The sequence below is a fragment of the Cryptosporangium sp. NPDC051539 genome (genome assembly GCF_044454545.1).
GTDB lineage: Bacteria > Actinomycetota > Actinomycetes > Mycobacteriales > Cryptosporangiaceae > Cryptosporangium.
Genome location: NZ_JBITDV010000002.1, coordinates 766,041 through 782,632, shown reverse-complemented (window position 1 = coordinate 782,632; position 16,592 = coordinate 766,041). Strand labels below are relative to the sequence as shown.

The 16,592-nt window shown below is 72.2% G+C and carries 14 protein-coding genes; 5 read left to right on the top strand and 9 right to left on the bottom strand.

What is annotated here, in order from left to right:
- Positions 1–11 precede the first annotated feature (11 nt).
- Positions 12–464 carry a MaoC/PaaZ C-terminal domain-containing protein gene (locus ACIBZJ_RS09635; RefSeq protein ID WP_395927465.1) on the top strand — a complete coding sequence of 151 codons (453 nt, stop codon included), beginning with the start codon at positions 12–14 and terminating at the stop codon, positions 462–464.
- Here the strand turns inward: ACIBZJ_RS09635 and ACIBZJ_RS09630 are convergent.
- From ACIBZJ_RS09630 to ACIBZJ_RS09615, 4 genes are read right to left on the bottom strand one after another with little or no spacing between them, the layout of a single operon-like run.
- Complete coding sequence (locus ACIBZJ_RS09630) at positions 457–1,686, bottom strand: alpha/beta hydrolase (protein WP_395927463.1); 1,230 nt, start codon at positions 1,684–1,686, stop codon at positions 457–459. The two genes, ACIBZJ_RS09635 and ACIBZJ_RS09630, sit on opposite strands and share 8 nt — an antisense overlap.
- On the bottom strand, positions 1,683–1,925 hold the full coding sequence (locus ACIBZJ_RS09625) for a hypothetical protein (RefSeq protein ID WP_395927461.1): 243 nt from the start codon (positions 1,923–1,925) through the stop codon (positions 1,683–1,685). Before ACIBZJ_RS09625 ends, ACIBZJ_RS09630 begins: the two co-directional genes overlap by 4 nt.
- A complete protein-coding gene (locus ACIBZJ_RS09620; RefSeq protein WP_395927459.1) occupies positions 1,922–2,530 on the bottom strand; it encodes a VOC family protein in 609 nt (202 codons plus the stop codon). Before ACIBZJ_RS09620 ends, ACIBZJ_RS09625 begins: the two co-directional genes overlap by 4 nt.
- 9 nt (positions 2,531–2,539) lie before the next feature.
- Entirely contained in the window at positions 2,540–3,280 is a 741-nt protein-coding gene (locus tag ACIBZJ_RS09615; protein WP_395927457.1) for a maleate cis-trans isomerase, read from the bottom strand.
- Between the two features lie 66 nt (positions 3,281–3,346).
- Here ACIBZJ_RS09615 and ACIBZJ_RS09610 point away from each other — a divergent pair, with 66 nt between their 5' ends.
- The 4 genes from ACIBZJ_RS09610 (at position 3,347) to ACIBZJ_RS09595 (ending at position 9,642) form a co-directional block, all read left to right on the top strand.
- A complete protein-coding gene (locus ACIBZJ_RS09610; RefSeq protein ID WP_395927455.1) occupies positions 3,347–4,039 on the top strand; it encodes a TetR family transcriptional regulator in 693 nt (230 codons plus the stop codon).
- Positions 4,040–4,087: 48 nt separating this feature from the next.
- The gene (locus ACIBZJ_RS09605; RefSeq protein WP_395927453.1) at positions 4,088–4,549 is read left to right on the top strand and encodes a phage tail protein; all 462 of its coding nucleotides are present in this window, start codon (positions 4,088–4,090) and stop codon (positions 4,547–4,549) included.
- A gap of 669 nt (positions 4,550–5,218) precedes the next feature.
- Positions 5,219–7,330, top strand: coding sequence for a hydantoinase/oxoprolinase family protein (locus ACIBZJ_RS09600; protein WP_395927451.1), 2,112 nt, complete (start codon positions 5,219–5,221; stop codon positions 7,328–7,330).
- Positions 7,327–9,642 (top strand): hydantoinase B/oxoprolinase family protein, encoded by a 2,316-nt coding sequence (locus ACIBZJ_RS09595; protein ID WP_395927449.1) that lies wholly within the window; start codon positions 7,327–7,329, stop codon positions 9,640–9,642. The genes ACIBZJ_RS09600 and ACIBZJ_RS09595 overlap by 4 nt, the downstream gene beginning before the upstream one ends.
- On the opposite strand, the gene ACIBZJ_RS09590 is transcribed toward ACIBZJ_RS09595, so the two are convergent.
- The 5 genes from ACIBZJ_RS09590 to ACIBZJ_RS09570 all read right to left on the bottom strand — a co-directional run bounded on the left by ACIBZJ_RS09590 (position 9,617) and on the right by ACIBZJ_RS09570 (position 16,579).
- Positions 9,617–11,941, bottom strand: coding sequence for a PQQ-binding-like beta-propeller repeat protein (locus ACIBZJ_RS09590; RefSeq protein WP_395927447.1), 2,325 nt, complete (start codon positions 11,939–11,941; stop codon positions 9,617–9,619). The two genes, ACIBZJ_RS09595 and ACIBZJ_RS09590, sit on opposite strands and share 26 nt — an antisense overlap.
- A 58-nt stretch (positions 11,942–11,999) precedes the next feature.
- Positions 12,000–13,286: an aspartate aminotransferase family protein gene (locus ACIBZJ_RS09585; protein WP_395927445.1), complete on the bottom strand. Its 1,287-nt coding sequence runs from the start codon at positions 13,284–13,286 to the stop codon at positions 12,000–12,002.
- Positions 13,287–13,295: 9 nt separating this feature from the next.
- The gene (locus ACIBZJ_RS09580; RefSeq protein WP_395927443.1) at positions 13,296–14,222 is read right to left on the bottom strand and encodes a GntR family transcriptional regulator; all 927 of its coding nucleotides are present in this window, start codon (positions 14,220–14,222) and stop codon (positions 13,296–13,298) included.
- Positions 14,223–14,825: 603 nt separating this feature from the next.
- The gene (locus ACIBZJ_RS09575) at positions 14,826–15,884 is read right to left on the bottom strand and encodes an SDR family oxidoreductase (protein WP_395927441.1); all 1,059 of its coding nucleotides are present in this window, start codon (positions 15,882–15,884) and stop codon (positions 14,826–14,828) included.
- Complete coding sequence (locus ACIBZJ_RS09570; RefSeq protein ID WP_395927439.1) at positions 15,881–16,579, bottom strand: acetoacetate decarboxylase family protein; 699 nt, start codon at positions 16,577–16,579, stop codon at positions 15,881–15,883. The genes ACIBZJ_RS09575 and ACIBZJ_RS09570 overlap by 4 nt, the downstream gene beginning before the upstream one ends.
- Between the last annotated feature and the right edge of the window lie 13 nt (positions 16,580–16,592).

Here is a 16,592-nt window from a genome sequence, read left to right as displayed (position 1 = left end):
GGGACGGCACGGTGGCGCTGCTCCGGGCCGAAGACCTCACGATCGGGGTCGAGATTCCCCTCGGGCAGTACACGGTCGCCTCCGACGAGATCATCGCGTTCGGCCGGCAGTGGGACCCGCAGTCGTTCCACGTCGACCCGGAGGCGGCCGCCGGCAGCTACTTCGGCGAGGTGATCGCCAGCGGGCTGCACACGCTCGGGGTCCTGCAGCGGCTCGCGGTGCTCGGCGTCTACGAGCACTGGGACGTCATCGCCGGCCGCCGCATCCGCGGAATCGAGCTGACCGCCCCGGTCACCGGCGGCACCACGCTGCTCGGCAGCCTCACCGTCGAGTCGGTCGAACCTCGAGGCCCGGAACGCGCCCTGGTGACCGTGCGCGGCGCGCTGCGCACGCCGCAAGACCGCCCCGTCCTCGAGGCCGTCTTCGAGATGTACCTCCGCCGTTCGGCGGGGCGATTCAGCTGACGCGGGCGGCGAGCCACTTCTCGACGACGGCAGCGGCCAGCTCGTTGCCCGACGGGGCCCCTTCGGCGATCGGACGGCCGAAGTGGGTGCCGGGGACGGCGTCGACGGTCAGGTCGGTGGCTCCCAGTGCCTGCGTGAACTCGGCGATGTCGCTCGGGAACGACGCCTGGTCGCCAGTGAACTCCAGCAGCAGCGTCGGCACCCGGACGCCGGGCGCACACCGCCGGAAGTCGGCGTTCGTCGTGTTCGCACTCCAGGTCGACATCCACGCCGCGGCGGTCGAGAGCCGCCCGAACCCCACCAGCCCGTAGTTCGTCAGATCGGGACGACGGCCGAACAGCGACCCGTACGGCCGGGCGTTCGGATCGATTGAGAGGTCGACGTTACGCAGATCGGCGTCGGTCCGGTACACCGTGATCAGACGCGGAGCCAGCGCACGGCGCCGCTGGTAGGCGTCCGGATGGGCGGTGAAGGAACGGTTGGCCGACCGTGCCTCGGCCACCAGGGCCGCGGCGGTGGCGTCGATCCGGCGGATGCGGTCGGCCTGGGCGGCGCGGTAGCGGGCGACGAAGTCGGCGTCGTAAGCGGCCGGAGCCGGGGCCTCGCGGAAACCGTTCGCGGGATCGAACGGGTCGAGGCCCGGGTCGGCGGCGAGCGGATCGTTCTCGTCGGTGACCGACGGGTCGATCACGCGTTGCAGCAGCGCACCCTGGCCGGGGTGCGGGGCCAGGAAGACCGCGCCGTCGGGCTCCGGCATCGTCGCGTCACGGAGCGCGACCGGACGCCCGGACGGGGCGGTCGCCAGCCGGTCGCCGGGGGCGAGCGCGGCCTGCTGGCAGTAGAACGCGGCGAGCGTCGCGCCGCCGGAGTGGCCGAGCGTGACGACGTGCCCGAACCCGGAGTCGCGCAGGAACACGTGTCCGGCGGCGAAGTCGAGGAGCGCCTGCTCGTGCAGGAGGTTGAGATCGTTGTTGGGCGACCGGGAACCCTGGGTCCAGACCGCGTGGCCCGCCGCGAGCAGGTAGGGCACGAGCGCGTGGTGGGTGACGTCCTGACGCGGGTGCATCAGTGTCACCACCGTGCGGGCGCCGGCCGGTACGCGCAGCACCCCGGTGACCGCCGCGCCGTCCGCCGTGGTCAGCTCGTGGACGGACGTGCGGAGACCGTCCGGGACGGCCGGGCCGGCGTCCTCCGCGTGACGCCCGGCACCGAGGCGGCTCATCGGGCCTCGGTGCGCAGGGCGTTCTTGTCCCACTGGGCGATGCGCCAGCCGTCCAGACCGGCGACGCAGCTGTACCAGACCGCGTGCCGGGCGCCGGTCGCCCTGCGGTCGATCGAGATCGGAGCGTCGGACTCGATCACGAAGTACGGCCCGATCCGGCCGACCTCCACGTCCGGCAGATCGCGGGCGATGCCGGCGATCGGCTCGTTCTCGGGGACGTCGAGCAGGAAAAGCCTCATCGGGCTCCCTGCCAGTGCGGCGCCCGCTCCACGATCAGCTCGGCCTTACGGACGAGCAGGTCGTCCATGGTGTGCCCGGGGGCGGCGACGATCTCGACGAGCGCGTCGATGGTCAGGTTCGCGTCGAGATCCTCCTGCGGGGTCACCGGACGCATCGCGCGGGTGATCTCGACCATGTATCCGTTCGGGTCGTGGGTGTAGATCGACTCGATCGTCTCGTGCTGGATCTGCATCTCGACCGGCCAGGCGCTGGCGTCCAGGCGGCGGCGGTATTCGAGCAGGTGGTCCTCGGAGTCGACGTGCAGTGCGAGGTGCCGCGACCGGACGAACCAGTCGGGGGTCTCGTCGTCGAACCGGGCGTAGACGTCACCCTTCGTGACGTCCGGAGCCGGAAGTCCGAAGTAGTAGAAGAACGCGAGCCGGTCGCCGCCGCCGATGTCGAAGAAGAAGTGGATGAAGTCGGGGTGGGCCTCCGGGCCCCAGCCCGCGGCGCAGATCGAGTGCACGACCGGGAAGCCGAGCGTGTCCCGGTAGAACTTCACGGTTGCGGCCGGGTCGAACGTGGGGAACGCGGCGTGGTCGACGCCGCGGATCAAGTGCTCCATGGTCGCTCCTCAGGCAGTCACGGACGAGGGGGCGCGGAGTAGTGAGCCGGCGCCGGGAATCGCGATCGGGAGGCCGCCCGCGCGCAGGATGCTGTAGGCGCCCGCGGTCGCCGCGGAGAGCACCGGGAGGCCGAACTCGGTCTCGGCCGCCTCGACGAGGTCCAGCGACGGCATCTGGACGCACGCGGAGATCACCAGCGCGTCGACGCCGGTGAGGTCGAGTGAGCGGGCGGCCGCCAGCACGCGGTCGCCGGGGATGCAGCCGACCTCGGTGTTGTCCTCGACCTCGAGCGCACGCCAGTCGGCGACCCGGAAACCCTCGGCCTCCAGGTAGGCGACGACCTTCTCGGCGAGGGGACGCATGTAGGGGGTGACCAGCGCGATCGTGGTGGCGTCGAGAGCGTGGAGCCCTTCGGTGAGCGCGCCGGCACTGGACCGGATCGCCGTCGACGCCAACTGCCCGGCGATCTCGGCTTCGACCCGCTGGTGTTCGCCCGGGCCGGCCGCCATCAGCGCCACCAGGCAGGCGTAGAGCAGCACGTCGGGGCCGGCGTCACCGAGCTCCAGGACGCACCGCTCACGCTGGGCGTTCATCGCCGCGAGCCCCTCGGGCGAGACCTTGGCCATCCGCATCCGGCTGGCGTGGAAGGAGAACGTCGCCTCCGGGTGGCGGCTCAGCAGCGCCGGCATCTCGGTCTCGACGGTGACGTTCGAGCTGGGGACGACGAGCCCCACGCGTACGTGCTTCATGAATCCCATGGTTCAACGCATGTGGCGAAAAGTCAACGCGAGCGTCATTCGATAACGTAGCCGTCCATGAGCAGCAGTAGTCAGGGCGAGCGCACCAAGACGCGCCGGGGCCTGATCGAGCAGGAGATCTACGTCCAGGCGACCAGGCTGTTCGCCGAGCGGGGCTTCGCCGGCACGAACTTCCAGGACATCGCCGACGCCGTCGGCCTGACCCGCCCCGCGCTGTACCACTACGTCAGCAGCAAGGACGAGCTGCTCGCGAAGCTGGTCGCCGAGATCACCCAGGACGCCGCCGACGACATCGCCTCGGAAGCGGCGCGGGCCGACCTGGATCCGGCGCAGAAGCTGCGCTCGATCGTCGCGGGTACGGCCCGGCGCCAGGGTGAGCACGCGGACCGGTTCCGGCTGCTGGTGCGCTCCGAGGCCGACCTGCCGGAGGAGATCGCGGCCACGCACGAGGCCGGTCGTCGCGCGGTTCTCAAGTCGATCGCGGGCGTGATCGAGGAGGGCGTGCGTTCGGGGGTGTTCCGTCCGGTCGATTCGCGGGTGGCGGCGCTCGGCGTGCTGGGGATGGTGAACTGGGTGGCCTGGTGGTACCGGCCGGGCGGTCGGGACGACCTGACCGCGGTGTGCGACGAACTGGCCGAGATGGCGGTCGCGGGCCTGCGTGGCCGGGACGGAGCATCGGTGCCGCAGACGCCGGCGGACGCGCTCGCGGTGGTCCGCGAGGACCTGGATCGTCTGGAGCGCCTGCTTTAGCGCGGCGCGGGCGGAGACGGCGGGGCATCGGCGCATACGCTGAGCGACATGTCCTACGCCGTGGATTTCAGCACTGTCTCGACCGTCGGCCTGGAGTCGTCGCCGGTGGCGCCTGCGCTCGCCGGGCTGCGGGCGAACGAGGCCCGGTACTTCAAGAACAAGTACGACCACGTTTTCACGGTGGAGCCCGCGGCGGACGCCGAGTCGACGATCGGCTGGGTGAGCCGGATCCTCGAGGAGGAACGCGGGATCATGATCGGCTCGCGGCCGCTGGAGGCGACCGCTTTCCAGGTCGAGAACATCAAGATGGCGTACGTGTTCTACGAGAGCGGACTGTCGATCAACGTGATGTACACCGTCGACGACGGCGGGAAGCGGGCGGTCGGGTTCAAGCTCTCCGACGGGATGGACGTTCCGGACGAGCTCTCGTCGTTCAAGTTCGCCCGGCAGAAGTCGAAGCTGGCCGGCACCATCCGCGGCTCGTACTTCGTCATCAAGGGCGAGCACTGACCCCTCGTCCGCGCGGCCCGGTGAACGCGTCGCCGGTCGCGCCGTAGGAGTCGCCCGGCGCGCGGTCGGGCTCGTCGGTTCCCGGGGCGAGCGCCGCGCCGAGGCGCACCCCGGCCGCCTCTCCGCGGGTGGCCTCCCGCCTCTCCGCGGGCGTCTCCCGGCGGGCTCGTGAACGGACGGTGGCTCAAGGGAGCCCGCCGAGGCGCGACCGCCCCTGCCGCGGGTGCGCCGACTCGCCACGCCGGGCCGCCCGCACGCAGGGCCGCCCGCCCAGCGGCCCAGTGGCCCGGCCGTGCGACGGCCCCGCCGTGCGACGGCCCCGCCGTGCGACGGCCCCGCCGTGCGACGGCCCCGCCGTGCGACGGCCCGGCCGTGCGGCCGCGCTCCGTCCAGGAGCATCGGCGAGCGCGCTGCGCGCGCCACGGGAGCGCTCGGGCTTCTCGTCGTCGCACCGGTAGCCCCCCGCGACTACCGCCCCACCGGCACCCGGCGCGCCGGGCGGCCCACGACTGCGGGCGTGGCCGCGTCCGGCCCAGGATCGCGGACGGAAGGCGCCGGCCGAAAGGCAGCCTGCGCAGGGATGTTTACACATGCGTCGACCTATTGACGTCGACGTCAGCGCTTGCCTATGTTGTGTGAGCCCAGACACAGACTGCAAGGCGGACTGACATGGCTTACGTCATCGGTGTGGATGTCGGCGGGACCTTCACGGACGCGGTACTCGACGACGACTCGGGGCACCTGGTCGCGGCCAAGGCACCGTCGACGCCGCCGGACTACTCCCAGGGCGTGATGGACGTCCTCGCGGTCCTGGCCGAGACGCTCGGCGAGCCGATCGAGCAGATGCTCGCGAAGACCCACCACATCGCGCACGGCACCACGTCCTCGCTCAACGCGCTGGTCACGGGCAACGTGCCGCCGGTCGGCTTCGTCACCACGCAGGGCCACCGCGACTCGATCTTCATCATGAACGTCGAGGGCCGCTATCTCGGCTCCTCCCCCGACCAGTTGCAGAACGTGCTCGGGCAGACGAAGGGCCACGCGCTGATCCCGAAGCGGCACGCGGTCGAGGTCGTCGAACGGCTCGACCGCGACGGCCGCGTCGTGGTCCCGCTCGACGAGAACGACGTCCGCACCACCGTGCGGACCCTCCTCGACCAGGGCATCCGCTCGATCGCGGTCTCGCTGCTGTGGTCGTTCAAGAACCCCGCGCACGAACAGCGGGTCCGCGAGCTGATCCACGAACTCGACCCCGACGTGTTCGTCGCCCTCTCCAGTGAGGTCAGCCCCCGCATCCGGGAGTTCTCCCGCAGCTCGACGACGATCATGAGCGCGCAGATCGGTCCGGGCCTGCGCAGCTACCTGGGCACGCTGGAGGGCCGGCTCCACGCACAGGGCCTCACCGGGCCGCTGCTGGTCATGCAGAGCAACGGCGGCGCGATCGCGGCCGGCGAAGCGCCCCGCACCGCGATCAGCACGGTCGGATCGGTGCTCACCGGCGGGGTCGTCGGCGCGGTCTCGCTCGGCCAGCAGCTCGGCCACCGCAACATCATCTCGACCGACGTCGGCGGCACGACGTTCCTCGTCGGCCTGGTCGTCGACGGCGAGCCGGTGCGAACCAGCACCACGGTGATCAACCACCACCCGATCAACGTCCCCACGCTCGAGGTGCACGCGATCGGCGCGGGCGGCGGCGCGATCGCCTGGCTCGACGCCGGTGGCAACCTGCGGGTCGGGCCGCGCAGCGCCCAGTCGGTGCCGGGCCCGGCCTGCTACGGCACCGGGGGCACCGAGCCGACGAACACCGACGCGAACCTGGTGCTCGGCATCCTGCCCGAGTCCGGCCTGCTCGGCGGACGCAAGGCCCTCGACAAACGCGCCGCGGAAGAAGCCATCCGGACGAACATCGCCGAGCCGCTCGGGCTCTCCGTGGAACAAGCCGCGGCCGCGATCTACGCGATCCAGAACGCCCAGACCGGTGACCTGCTGCGCAAGACGGTGGTCGAGGCCGGCCACGACCCGCGCGAGTTCGTGCTCTACGCGTTCGGCGGCGCCGGTCCGGCCTACTGCGCGTCCTACGCCGCCGAGGTCGGCGTCCGCGAGGTCGTGGTGCCGCTCGGGCCGGTCGCGTCCGCGTTCTCGGCCTACGGCCTCGCCTCGTCCGACATCGTGCTGGCCCGCGAGATCTCCGACCCCGGTCAGATGCCGGTGCCGGCCGAAACCGCCCAGCGCCATTTCGACGAGCTGGAATCGGCCCTCGCCGCCGACCTCGAACGCCAGGGCCTGCAGTACAACCGCGTCGAGTACGTCCGCTCGATCGACCTGCGCTACACCTCCCAGCTGGCCGAGGTGTCGGTCACCGTGCCCGCGGGCGAGCTCGGCGACACGGCGATGAAGCAGGCCGCCACCGACTTCGAACACCGCTACGCCGAGCTGTTCGGCGAGGGCACCGGCTTCGGGGCGGCCGGCATCCAGGCGATCACGTTCCGGGTCAGGGCGACCGGCATCCTGCCGTTCAACCCGCAGCTCCCGAAGCTCGCCGACGCCGGCCACCCGGATCCGGGAGCGGCGCTGCACACGACCCGCCGGGTCTGCCTCGACCCGCGTGCCGGCTACACCGACACCCCGGTCTACGACTACCGCGAGCTCCGCCACGGCCACGTGATCACCGGACCGGCCGTCATCGAGGTCCCGACGACGACGGTCGTCGTCCCGCCGGGCACGAGCGGCACGGTCGACCACCTCGGCAACCTGACGATCACCACGGAGACCCCCTCATGACGATGCCGATCCCCGGTTCCGAGCGTTTTGCGAGCCGTCCCGTCGACCCGGAGGAACTCGCCGCGGCCCTCCCGGAATCCCTCCCGCTCCACGAGGTGACGCAGGAGCAGATCGACGGGCTCGACCCGCTGACCTACGAGGTCATCCGGCACCGGCTCTGGTCGGTCACCGAGGAGATGGGCGAGGCGCTGCAGCGCATGTCCGGCTCCCCGATCGTCACCGACGCGAACGACTTCGACTTCGCGATCTGCGACGAGGTCGGGCAGGAGGTCCAGGTCGGCCTCTACAACACGATGCTGGTCGGCGCCGTCGACCTGGCGATCTACTGGACGCTGAGGAATCGCGCGCAGAACCCCGGCATCCGCGAGGGCGACATGTTCCTCTGCAACGACCCCTGGGTCGGCGGCGGACTGCACCAGAACGACGTCATCGTGTTCCAGCCGGTCTTCCACGACGGCAAACTCTTCGCCTGGACCAGCGCGATCTGCCACGAGCCCGACCTGGGCGGCGTCGGCCTCGGGTCGTTCAGCCCGGCCGCGCAGGACGTGTTCTCCGAGGCCCTGCCGACCCCGCCGGTGAAGGTCGTCCGCGACTTCCGGCTCCAGGACGACGTGGCCGACCTCTGGGTCCGCCGATCCCGGGTGCCGATGCTGGTCAGCCTCGACCTGCGGGCCAAGGTCGGTGCGAACACCGTCGGCCGCAAGCGGCTGCACGAGGTCATCGAGCAGTACGGTGCCGACACGGTCAAGGCCGTGATGAAGCGCATGATGTCCGACGCCGAGAGCCGCCTGCGCGACAAGCTGCGCACGCTGCCCGACGGCACCTGGAAGGCCACCGGCTACCAGGACCAGTCGCACGAGGGCGACCGGGGCGTCCACCGGATCGCGGTCGCGATGACCAAGTCCGACGACCGGCTGACGTTCGACTTCACCGGCACCGACCCGCAGGCCGGCGTCATCAACTGCACGTACGCGGGCATGCGCGGCGGCGTGATGCTGGCGCTGCTGCCGATGCTCGCCCAAGACATCCCCTGGTCGGCCGGTGGCCTGATGCGGTGCTTCGACCTGATCTCCGAGGAAGGCACGATCAACAACGCGACCTATCCGGCCGCGGTGGGACGAGGGCCGATCGGCCCGGCCTGGCTCACCGGGACGCTGGTCGCCGAGTGTCTGTCGCAGATGCTCGACTGCTCCCCCGACCTCGGCAAGAGCGTCCAGGCGGCCTGCTGCGGCACCTGGGACACGGCCGTCGTCGCCGGGCTCGACCAGCGCGGCGACGTCCCGGTGCCGTTCCTCAACATCATGATGGAGCCGATGGCGGGCGGGTACGGTGCCCGGCCCACGTTCGACGGCATGGACACCGGCGGGCTGTTCTGCATCCCGATGGGCCGCATCCCGGACGTCGAGATGACGGAGTTCCTCTACCCGCTGCTGACGCTGTGGCGGCGGGAGGAACCGGATTCCGGCGGTCCGGGCCGCCAGCGGGGTGGGGTCAGCGCGTCGCTCGCGGTCGCGTTGTACGGCTCGGAGGTGCCGGCCGGTCTCGTCTTCGCGTCCGCCGGAAAAGCGGTGTCGCAGAACGGCGGGCTGGCCGGGGGCTACCCGGGCAACACCGGGCTGGAGGTCCTCGTCCGCGGAGCGGACGTCCACGGTGCACTCGCGAGCGGACGGATTCCGCAGTCGGTGGAGGACTTCGGCGGGGAGGCCGAGATCGCACCCTGCTACGCGCAGTCCTACCTGGCCCCGGGCGAGGTCCTGTACATGAACTGGCAGGGCGGGGGCGGCTACGGTGACCCGCTGCGGCGGGATCCAGAGGCGGTCGCGCACGACGTGCGCGAGTTCAAGGTGACGGCCGAGGCCGCGTCGGACGTCTACGGCGTCGTGCTCCGCGAGGGGGACGTCGACGACGGCGCCACCGTGGAGCGGCGGCGCTCGCTGACGGCCCGGCGGCGGGACCGATCCGAGCCGGTCACGGCGGTGTCCGCGCAGGTGGACCTCGCGACCGCCCGGCGGATCGACGACAACCTGGTGGTGTCGGGGTCGATCGTCGGCTGCGCGCACTGCGGGCAGCAACTCGCCGACACGGGCACGGATTCGACGCTCGCGCTGCTGCGCTACGACGGTCCGGTCACCGACGCGGGTCCGCAGATCGTGTCGGACCCGGCCGACTACGTCGACGACGAGATCGTCTTCCGGCAGCTCTCCTGTCCCGGCTGCCTGACCGCGATGTACTCCGGGGTGGTCCCGAAGGCGCACGTCGACCACGTCGCCGAGGTCTCCCGGTTCGTCAGCGCCGGGGTTTCGGGAGGTTGAGCGCGCACAGCGAGGTGTAACCGGCGAAGACCTGGAAGTAGAGCGTGGACCCGTCGGTCTGCAGGTGCCGGACCAGGCCGATTCCCTCGTCGTCGCCGACCTCGCGCAGAACGTCGCCGGTGGCCGGATCGAGCGACATCAGGCCGCCGTCGTGGCCGAAGTGCACCATCCCGTCCGCGAGTACCGCCCGCGACGAGTAGTCGGCCTTCACCGTGCGCTGCCAGACCGTCGTGCCGGTGGCGGTGTCGATCCCGAACAACTCGCCCGCGCCGGACTGCTTCGGGGCGTGCACGCAGGCGATCTTCCCGGCGAGGACCGGGCGTCCGGTGCCGGCCCTGGCGTCCCACTCGGTCGTCCCGGTGGCGGCGTTCAGCGCGTAGAGCACGCCATCGACGGTGGAGAGGTAGAGCCGGTCGCCGACGATCAGCGGCGACCCGCCCTCACCGAGTCCGCCGCCGCCGATCGGCTGCCTCCACAGGCGGTCTCCGCTCGCGGGGTCCAGCGCGTAGAGGAAGTCCTCCCGGTCGGCGACGAACACGCGGCCGCCCGCCGCGACCGGTTCGGACGTCAGGCCGCCGAGCGTCTCGGTGAGCCGCACCCGCCACGTGGTGACGCCCCGGGTGGCGTCGATGCCGTAGGCGTAGCCCGAGTAGTCGGTGGCGTAGGCCCGGTCGCCGACGAGCGCGACACCGGCGGACTGGCTCTGGCCGAGCGGGACGTGCCAGAGCTCGGTTCCGCGGTGGGGTTCGAGCGCGACGACCGAGCACTCGCTGTCGTCCTGCCTGCGCCCGACGATCAGCGCCTGGCCGGTGCCGGCGGTCGGGGCGGACGGGAACGCCCCGATCGGCTCGATCGGGGCCTGCCAGAGCTGCTTGCCGCGGGCGAGGTCGAATCCGACGACGCCGGCGCCGAAACCGGGGAGCGCGAGGCCGACGCCGTCGGCGTCGTTCACCGCGAAACCGGTGCGGGCCTTGATCCCGGTCGAGGACCAGGTCTTGCGGCCGGTGGCCGGGTCGCGGCCCTGGAGATACCCGTCGCCGTCGGAGGCGAGCAGCGTGCCGCGCACGAGCCACGGTCCGTCGGTGGTGGGGTCGCGGTCGCCGTCGAGGCGCCACTTGACCGGGTCGTCACCGCGGACGCTGCGCAGGAACAGGACCAGCGATCCCACGCCCGCGGTGCCGAGACCGAGCGCCGCCAGCCCGCCGGCGACGCCGCCGCCCACCCCGATCAGCAGTTTCCGCCGGGAGATCCCCGGCCGACGCGGGTCGGGGGACGGTGCGGGCGGGTGCATCGGGGGTGCGGGCGTCGGGGGCGGGGCGGGCCTCGGGGGCGCGGCGGGCATCGGGGGCGCGGCGGGCATCGGGGGCGCGGCGGGCATCGGGGGCGCGGCGGGCTGACGCCAGGGGACGGTCGTCAGCCGGGGCAGGGCTGCGGCGATCCGGTCGATGTCGGACGCGACCAGCATCGGGAGCCAGCCGGTGCCGTCGAGCACGACGCCTTCGGTGCTCCAGGCCCCGAGCAGCTGCTCCGGCGACGGACGCGCCTCCGGTCTCGGCGCCAGGCACGCCCCGAGCTGGGCCCGCAGCATCGGATCACCGACCGCGTCGAGGTAGGGCGCGGTGTTCACGGTGCGCAGCAGCAGGTCGTGACTGGATCCCCGTCCGTACGGCCCGGTGCCGCTCAGCGCGTACACCAGCAGCGCACCGAGCGCGAACACGTCGGCCGCCGGTCCGACGTCCCCGCCGGTGATCTGTTCCGGTGCCAGGTAGCCGGGTGTCCCGATGATCACTCCGGTTCCGGTCAGCGTCGCGAAGTCGCCCGCACGGGCGATCCCGACCCCGATCACCCGCGGGCCGGCCGAGGTCAGCAGCACGTTCGGCGGCTTCAGGTCCCGGTGCACGACCCCGGCCCGGTGGATCGCCCCGAGCGCCTCGGCCAGCGCCGCCCCCAGCGCCCGCATTGTGGCGACCGGTAACGGCCCGTGCCGGGAGACCGCGTCCAGCAGCGAGAGTCCCGGCAGGTACGCGGTGGCCAGCCACGGCACCGACGCCTCCGGATCGGCGTCCAGCACCGGCGCGGTGTACGCGCCGTCCACCCGCCGCGCGGCCGCGACCTCACGTCCGAACCGGGCCCGGAACCCGGGGTCGGCGGCGAGGTTCTCGTGGATCACCGTGACCGCGACCGCCCGCCCGCCGCACGTCCGGGCCAGGTAGACCTGGCCCGTCCCGCCGGCGCCGAGGCGCGCGAGGAGCTGGTGGGGGCCGAGGGCGTCGGGGTCGTCGGGAAGAAGCGGGTCCATGGTCCTGTCCGGGCGCCGGTGAGAACGCGCCCCACAATGCCAGACCCGGCAACTCCGCCTAGCGGCCGCCGACCGCGGAGATCGCCGCGCCCAGGATGTCCACGCCCTGGTCGAGTTCGTCGTCGCTGATCGTGAGCGGCGGCGCGATCCGGATCACCCCGCCCATGCCCGGCAGCTGGACGATGTTGACGTGCAGCCCGCGCCGGAGGCACTCCTCGGTCACGGCCGCGGCCAGGGCTTCCGCCGACTCCCCGGCGAGCTCGACGCCCTGCAACAACCCGCGCCCCCGGACGTCGAAAACCGTGTCGTCCTTCTCGCCGAGGTCGAGCAGGCGCTGACGCAGCCGCGCCCCCAGCGACGCGGCGCGGGCCACCAGACCGTCGCGTTCGATGACGTCGAGCACCGCGAGACCGACCGACGCGGCGAGTGGGTCGGAGACGTGCGTGGTGAAGAACAGGAAACCGCGCTCGTGGCAGACCTGCTCGATCTCCGCGGACGTCACGACGGCCGCGACCGGCAGCCCCGCGCCCAGCGTCTTCGAGAGCGTCAGCAGGTCGGGCGCGACCCCGTCACGTTCGAACGCGTACATCGTGCCGGTGCGGCCGAGGCCGGTCTGCGCCTCGTCGAGGATCACCAGCATGCCTCGCTCGTGGCACAGCTCGGTGAGCCGTGCGAGGTACCCGACCGGCAGGTCGATCAGGCCGCCGGACGACAGGATCGGCTCGATCAGGCAGGCCGCGAGGCTCCCGGACGACTGCCGGTCGATCAGCTGGAAGCCGAACTCGAGCTCGGTCTGCCAGTCGTGCGACCCGTCGGGGTGCCGGAACGGCGAACGGGCGGCATCCGGCGTCGGGAGCACCAGGCTGCCCGGCATGGCCGGCCCCAGGCTGCGACGCCCGGCCGAGAACGTCACCGACGCGGCGCCCGCCGTCATGCCGTGCCACGAGCGGTCGAACGACACGACCTCGTAGCGCCCGGTGAAGACCTTGGCCATCTTCAGCGCGGCCTCGTTCGACTCGGCCCCGGTCGTGAGCAGCAGCACCTTCGAGAGCGACGCGGGCAGCGTCCCGGTCAGCCGGGCCGCGAACTCGCCCAGCGGCTCGCTGAGCATGCCGCTGAACAGGTGGTCGAGGTTCGAGATCGACGACGTCACCGCCGCGACGATGTCGGGGTGCGAGTGGCCCAGTACGGCACTCATCTGCCCGGACGTGAAGTCGAGGATCGCCGTGCCGTCCCGGTCGTAGACGAACGAGCCCGCGGCCCGGGTGATCACCCGCGGCGCGAAACCCGGGCTGTAGCGGATCAGACGTCCGGCGATTTCGTCATAGCCAGGTGTGCCACTCATGCCGGAGAACTATGCCACAGCCTTGGCCAGTTGGAGGTCGCGTATCACTTCGGCGGCCATCCGGACCGACGCGGCGTCCAGGACGTTGCCGAACTCGATGACCCGGACCCGCCCTTCCAGGCTCCGCGCCAGCTCCGGCATCTCGCTGGGCACCACCACCAGGTCGGCGCCACGGAGGTCGTCGGCGCCGGACAGCACCTCGATGTTCGTGACCCCGGCCTGGGCGAGCGAGTCCCGGATCGCGGTGGCCTGATCCGTCGTCGAGTACAGGACGCCGACCGTACGGTCCTTCGGCACCTGGGCGATCTGCACCAGCGTCTGGAGGTGCGGCGCCGCCACGATCGCCACCACGTCGGTCGACGGGCCCCGCAGCCGCCCGCGCACCTCGGCCAGGTGGAAGAACGTCGTCAGCACCAGGTCGGGGGGCTCGGCCGGTGCCGCCGCGCCCAGCAACAGCGGCTGTACCGGCACGCCGAGCCGCGTCGTGAGCTCGGCCGCGAAGTACTCCGCGCGCTCGGCGTTGCACTCGACGAACACCACGTCGAGCGCCTGCTCGGCCTCCCAGGCGGCCAGGCCGCCGACCAGGTCGCGGATCTCGCTCGCGGTCAGCCCGAGCCGCAGGCACTCGCGGGTGGCCGTCGCCAGGATCTCCCGGGCCCGGTTGCGCGCCTCGGACGACGTCCGGGCGTCCCGGCCGCCGACGACCACCATGCCGTTGCGTCCCCGCGGCTCGATCAGGCCGAGTTCGCGCAGCTCACCGTAGGCGTGGGCGACCGTGTTGCGGTTGATGCCGAGGTTGCTCGCGAGCAGCCGGGAGCCCGGTAGCCGCTCGCCGTCGGTCAGCAGGCCCATCTCGATCATGAGCGTCACCTGCGACACGATCTGCCGGTACACGGGCACGTCGGAGTGCCGGCTGACGGTGAGGGTGGCGATCATCGGACTCCTTTCTGTCCTAGCGGAGGCACGGTTGTACTAGGCCATTTGGATCATGCCATGGGCGTCCGGTCGTGGCGGGGGCGCCTCGCTCCGGTCGTTGTCGATCTCGGTGGCGGGCCGGTGCGCGCGGTCGGTTCGTCGATCTCTTGACCGCCTGCCGCGCGGGTTGGGCGGCGTTCTCGGGCGGGGTTCTGGGACGAGGTTCCTGGGCGCGGGCGCGTGGGTGGCTGCGCGGCCGGCTGCGTCGGAGACGCGGTGGTTCTGCCGGCCGGCAAACGGGTGCGGGTCCTCCGTCCGACGTAGGGCGGTGGCGGCAGGCCGCGTCTCTGCGTGAACGCTCGGCGTGGGCCGCAGCGGGCCTGCGCGCGGGGGGCACCGGACTGGGCGCGGCACCACCGAGGCGCGGCACCACCGGGCAGGACGCGGCGCCACCGGACTGGGCACGGGGCCACCGGGGGGCGCGGAGGCCGCCGGGGGCACAGGAGCCGGGATCGGGGGCGGCCGGGATCGGGGGCGGCCGGGATCGGGGGCGGCCGGGGTCGGGGGTGCTGGGGTCGGGGGTGCTGGGGCCTCGCGGACCGACGAGCTTGCCGGCGCTGCGCGTCAGCGAGCCGGGTGCTCTTCGCGGTGGTGGCGCCAGGACTCGTAGTGGTCGAGCACGGTCTCGGCGACCGGGCGGTACTCGATGCCGAGCTCGCGCACACTCCGCCGGTTGTCGACCGTGAAACGGATGCCGAGGTGCTTCGAGATGTAGTCCTGGGTCAGCCCGAACCGCGGCCCGAGAACGCGTACCGCGACGTCCGGCACCGGGTGACGCGGCAGGTGCAGCCGCCACGGGTAGCGCTCCCGGATCGCCCGCGCCATCTCCAGGAACGACACCATCTCCTCGCGCGCGAGGATGTACCGCCCGGACGCCGAGGCGTTCTCGGCCGCGCGGACGTGGGCGGTCGCGACGTCCCGGACGTCGACGAACGTGAAGCTGAAGCCCGGCGCGCCGTAAAAGAAGTACCCGCTCATCAGCTCGCGCATCAGGAACACGCTGCCCGAGTCCGACGCCGACGTGTGCGACGGCCCGAGTATCAGCCCGGGGTTGATCGTGACCAGGCTCCACCGGTCCTGCGCCCGGACCGCGTCCCAGGCCAGCCGCTCGGCCACGGTCTTGGCGTAGTGGTACGGATTGTTCTCCAGCGTGCTGGTCGTGTTGAACGACCGCTCCGACAGCACGCCGTCCACGTCGACGTAGTCGCCGAAGATCGCACCGACGGTCGAGGTCAGCACGACCCGGGTCACGGTCGGGCTCCGCGAGACCGCCGCCAGCACGTTGCGCGTCCCGATCACGGCCGGATCGAGCACGTCACGCGTCGGGTCCCGGATCTGTTCCGGCATCAGGAACGGGCTGGCGACGTGGAAGACGTACCGGCACCCGTCCGCGGCGGCGTCGAAGGCCCCCGGCACCAGCAGATCGGCCTCGAACACTTCGAGCCGGCCCGGGTATTCAGCACTCAACGCGCGCAGCCCGGCCCTCTTCGCCGGACCGGCCCCGCTCCGGACGCTGGCCCGGACGTCGTAGCCCCGGGCCAGCAACTGCTCGACGACGTGCCCGGCGACGAATCCGGTGCCGCCGGTGACGAGAACGCACCCGCTCGTCGCCTGCTCCGTCACGCCCCGTCCTTCAACGACCGAGCGTCGTCGAAGGTGGCCCGCATCCGCTCGATCCAGGAGCTGAGCACGACCGGCGCGCCCGGTAGCCCGAGGGCCGCGAGTTCGGCGCTCACCACGTGCGAGCCGAGTGTCACTTCGACGCCCTCGCCGCCGAGGACGACCTGCGACCCGGCACCGCCCTGGGTGAACGTCGTGCGGTGCGGCACGCCGCCGATGAGCGAGTACGCCGTCATCGGCGACGGCGGCATCTCGTCGCTGCCGCCGCGCGGCACCCGCACCCGCACCGCGAACTCCCCGTCCAGGTACAGCGTCCAGCTGCTCGACGTCTCGGTGTTCTCGACGTCGATCCGTTCGACGGACTTCGGGAAGCCCCAGATCTTCCGGCCGGCCTCGCAGGTGAACGACTGGTCCACCGGCAGGCGCGTGATGAACGTGCCGTCCTCGCCGCCCGACCGCGGCCGCACGAAGAACATCAGCCCGACCTCGTGGTAGGCGCCGAGGTCGTTGTCGCGGTAGTCCACGAGCGCCACCGCGAGCTGGCCCCGGCCCGGCGCGCTCTCGACGATCTCGAATTCGGGCGGTATCAGCGCGGCCGCCGCGGCGGCGTTCACGTCGAACAGGACCGTCCCCGCGGACGCATCCCTGACCTGCACCGGCATCGTCACCGGTCGTCCCGCGACGTCGTAGGTCGTCATCCCGGCTCCTTCG

Coding starts and splice junctions, on each gene's coding strand:
- ACIBZJ_RS09615 (WP_395927457.1), bottom strand. CDS start 3,280: ATGAAGCACGTACGCGTGGGGCTCGTCGTCCCCAGCTCGAACGTCACC.
- ACIBZJ_RS09570 (WP_395927439.1), bottom strand. CDS start 16,579: ATGACGACCTACGACGTCGCGGGACGACCGGTGACGATGCCGGTGCAG.
- ACIBZJ_RS09630 (WP_395927463.1), bottom strand. CDS start 1,686: ATGAGCCGCCTCGGTGCCGGGCGTCACGCGGAGGACGCCGGCCCGGCC.
- ACIBZJ_RS09605 (WP_395927453.1), top strand. CDS start 4,088: ATGTCCTACGCCGTGGATTTCAGCACTGTCTCGACCGTCGGCCTGGAG.
- ACIBZJ_RS09600 (WP_395927451.1), top strand. CDS start 5,219: ATGGCTTACGTCATCGGTGTGGATGTCGGCGGGACCTTCACGGACGCG.
- ACIBZJ_RS09625 (WP_395927461.1), bottom strand. CDS start 1,925: ATGAGGCTTTTCCTGCTCGACGTCCCCGAGAACGAGCCGATCGCCGGC.
- ACIBZJ_RS09610 (WP_395927455.1), top strand. CDS start 3,347: ATGAGCAGCAGTAGTCAGGGCGAGCGCACCAAGACGCGCCGGGGCCTG.
- ACIBZJ_RS09580 (WP_395927443.1), bottom strand. CDS start 14,222: ATGATCGCCACCCTCACCGTCAGCCGGCACTCCGACGTGCCCGTGTAC.
- ACIBZJ_RS09585 (WP_395927445.1), bottom strand. CDS start 13,286: ATGAGTGGCACACCTGGCTATGACGAAATCGCCGGACGTCTGATCCGC.
- ACIBZJ_RS09620 (WP_395927459.1), bottom strand. CDS start 2,530: ATGGAGCACTTGATCCGCGGCGTCGACCACGCCGCGTTCCCCACGTTC.
- ACIBZJ_RS09595 (WP_395927449.1), top strand. CDS start 7,327: ATGACGATGCCGATCCCCGGTTCCGAGCGTTTTGCGAGCCGTCCCGTC.
- ACIBZJ_RS09590 (WP_395927447.1), bottom strand. CDS start 11,941: ATGGACCCGCTTCTTCCCGACGACCCCGACGCCCTCGGCCCCCACCAG.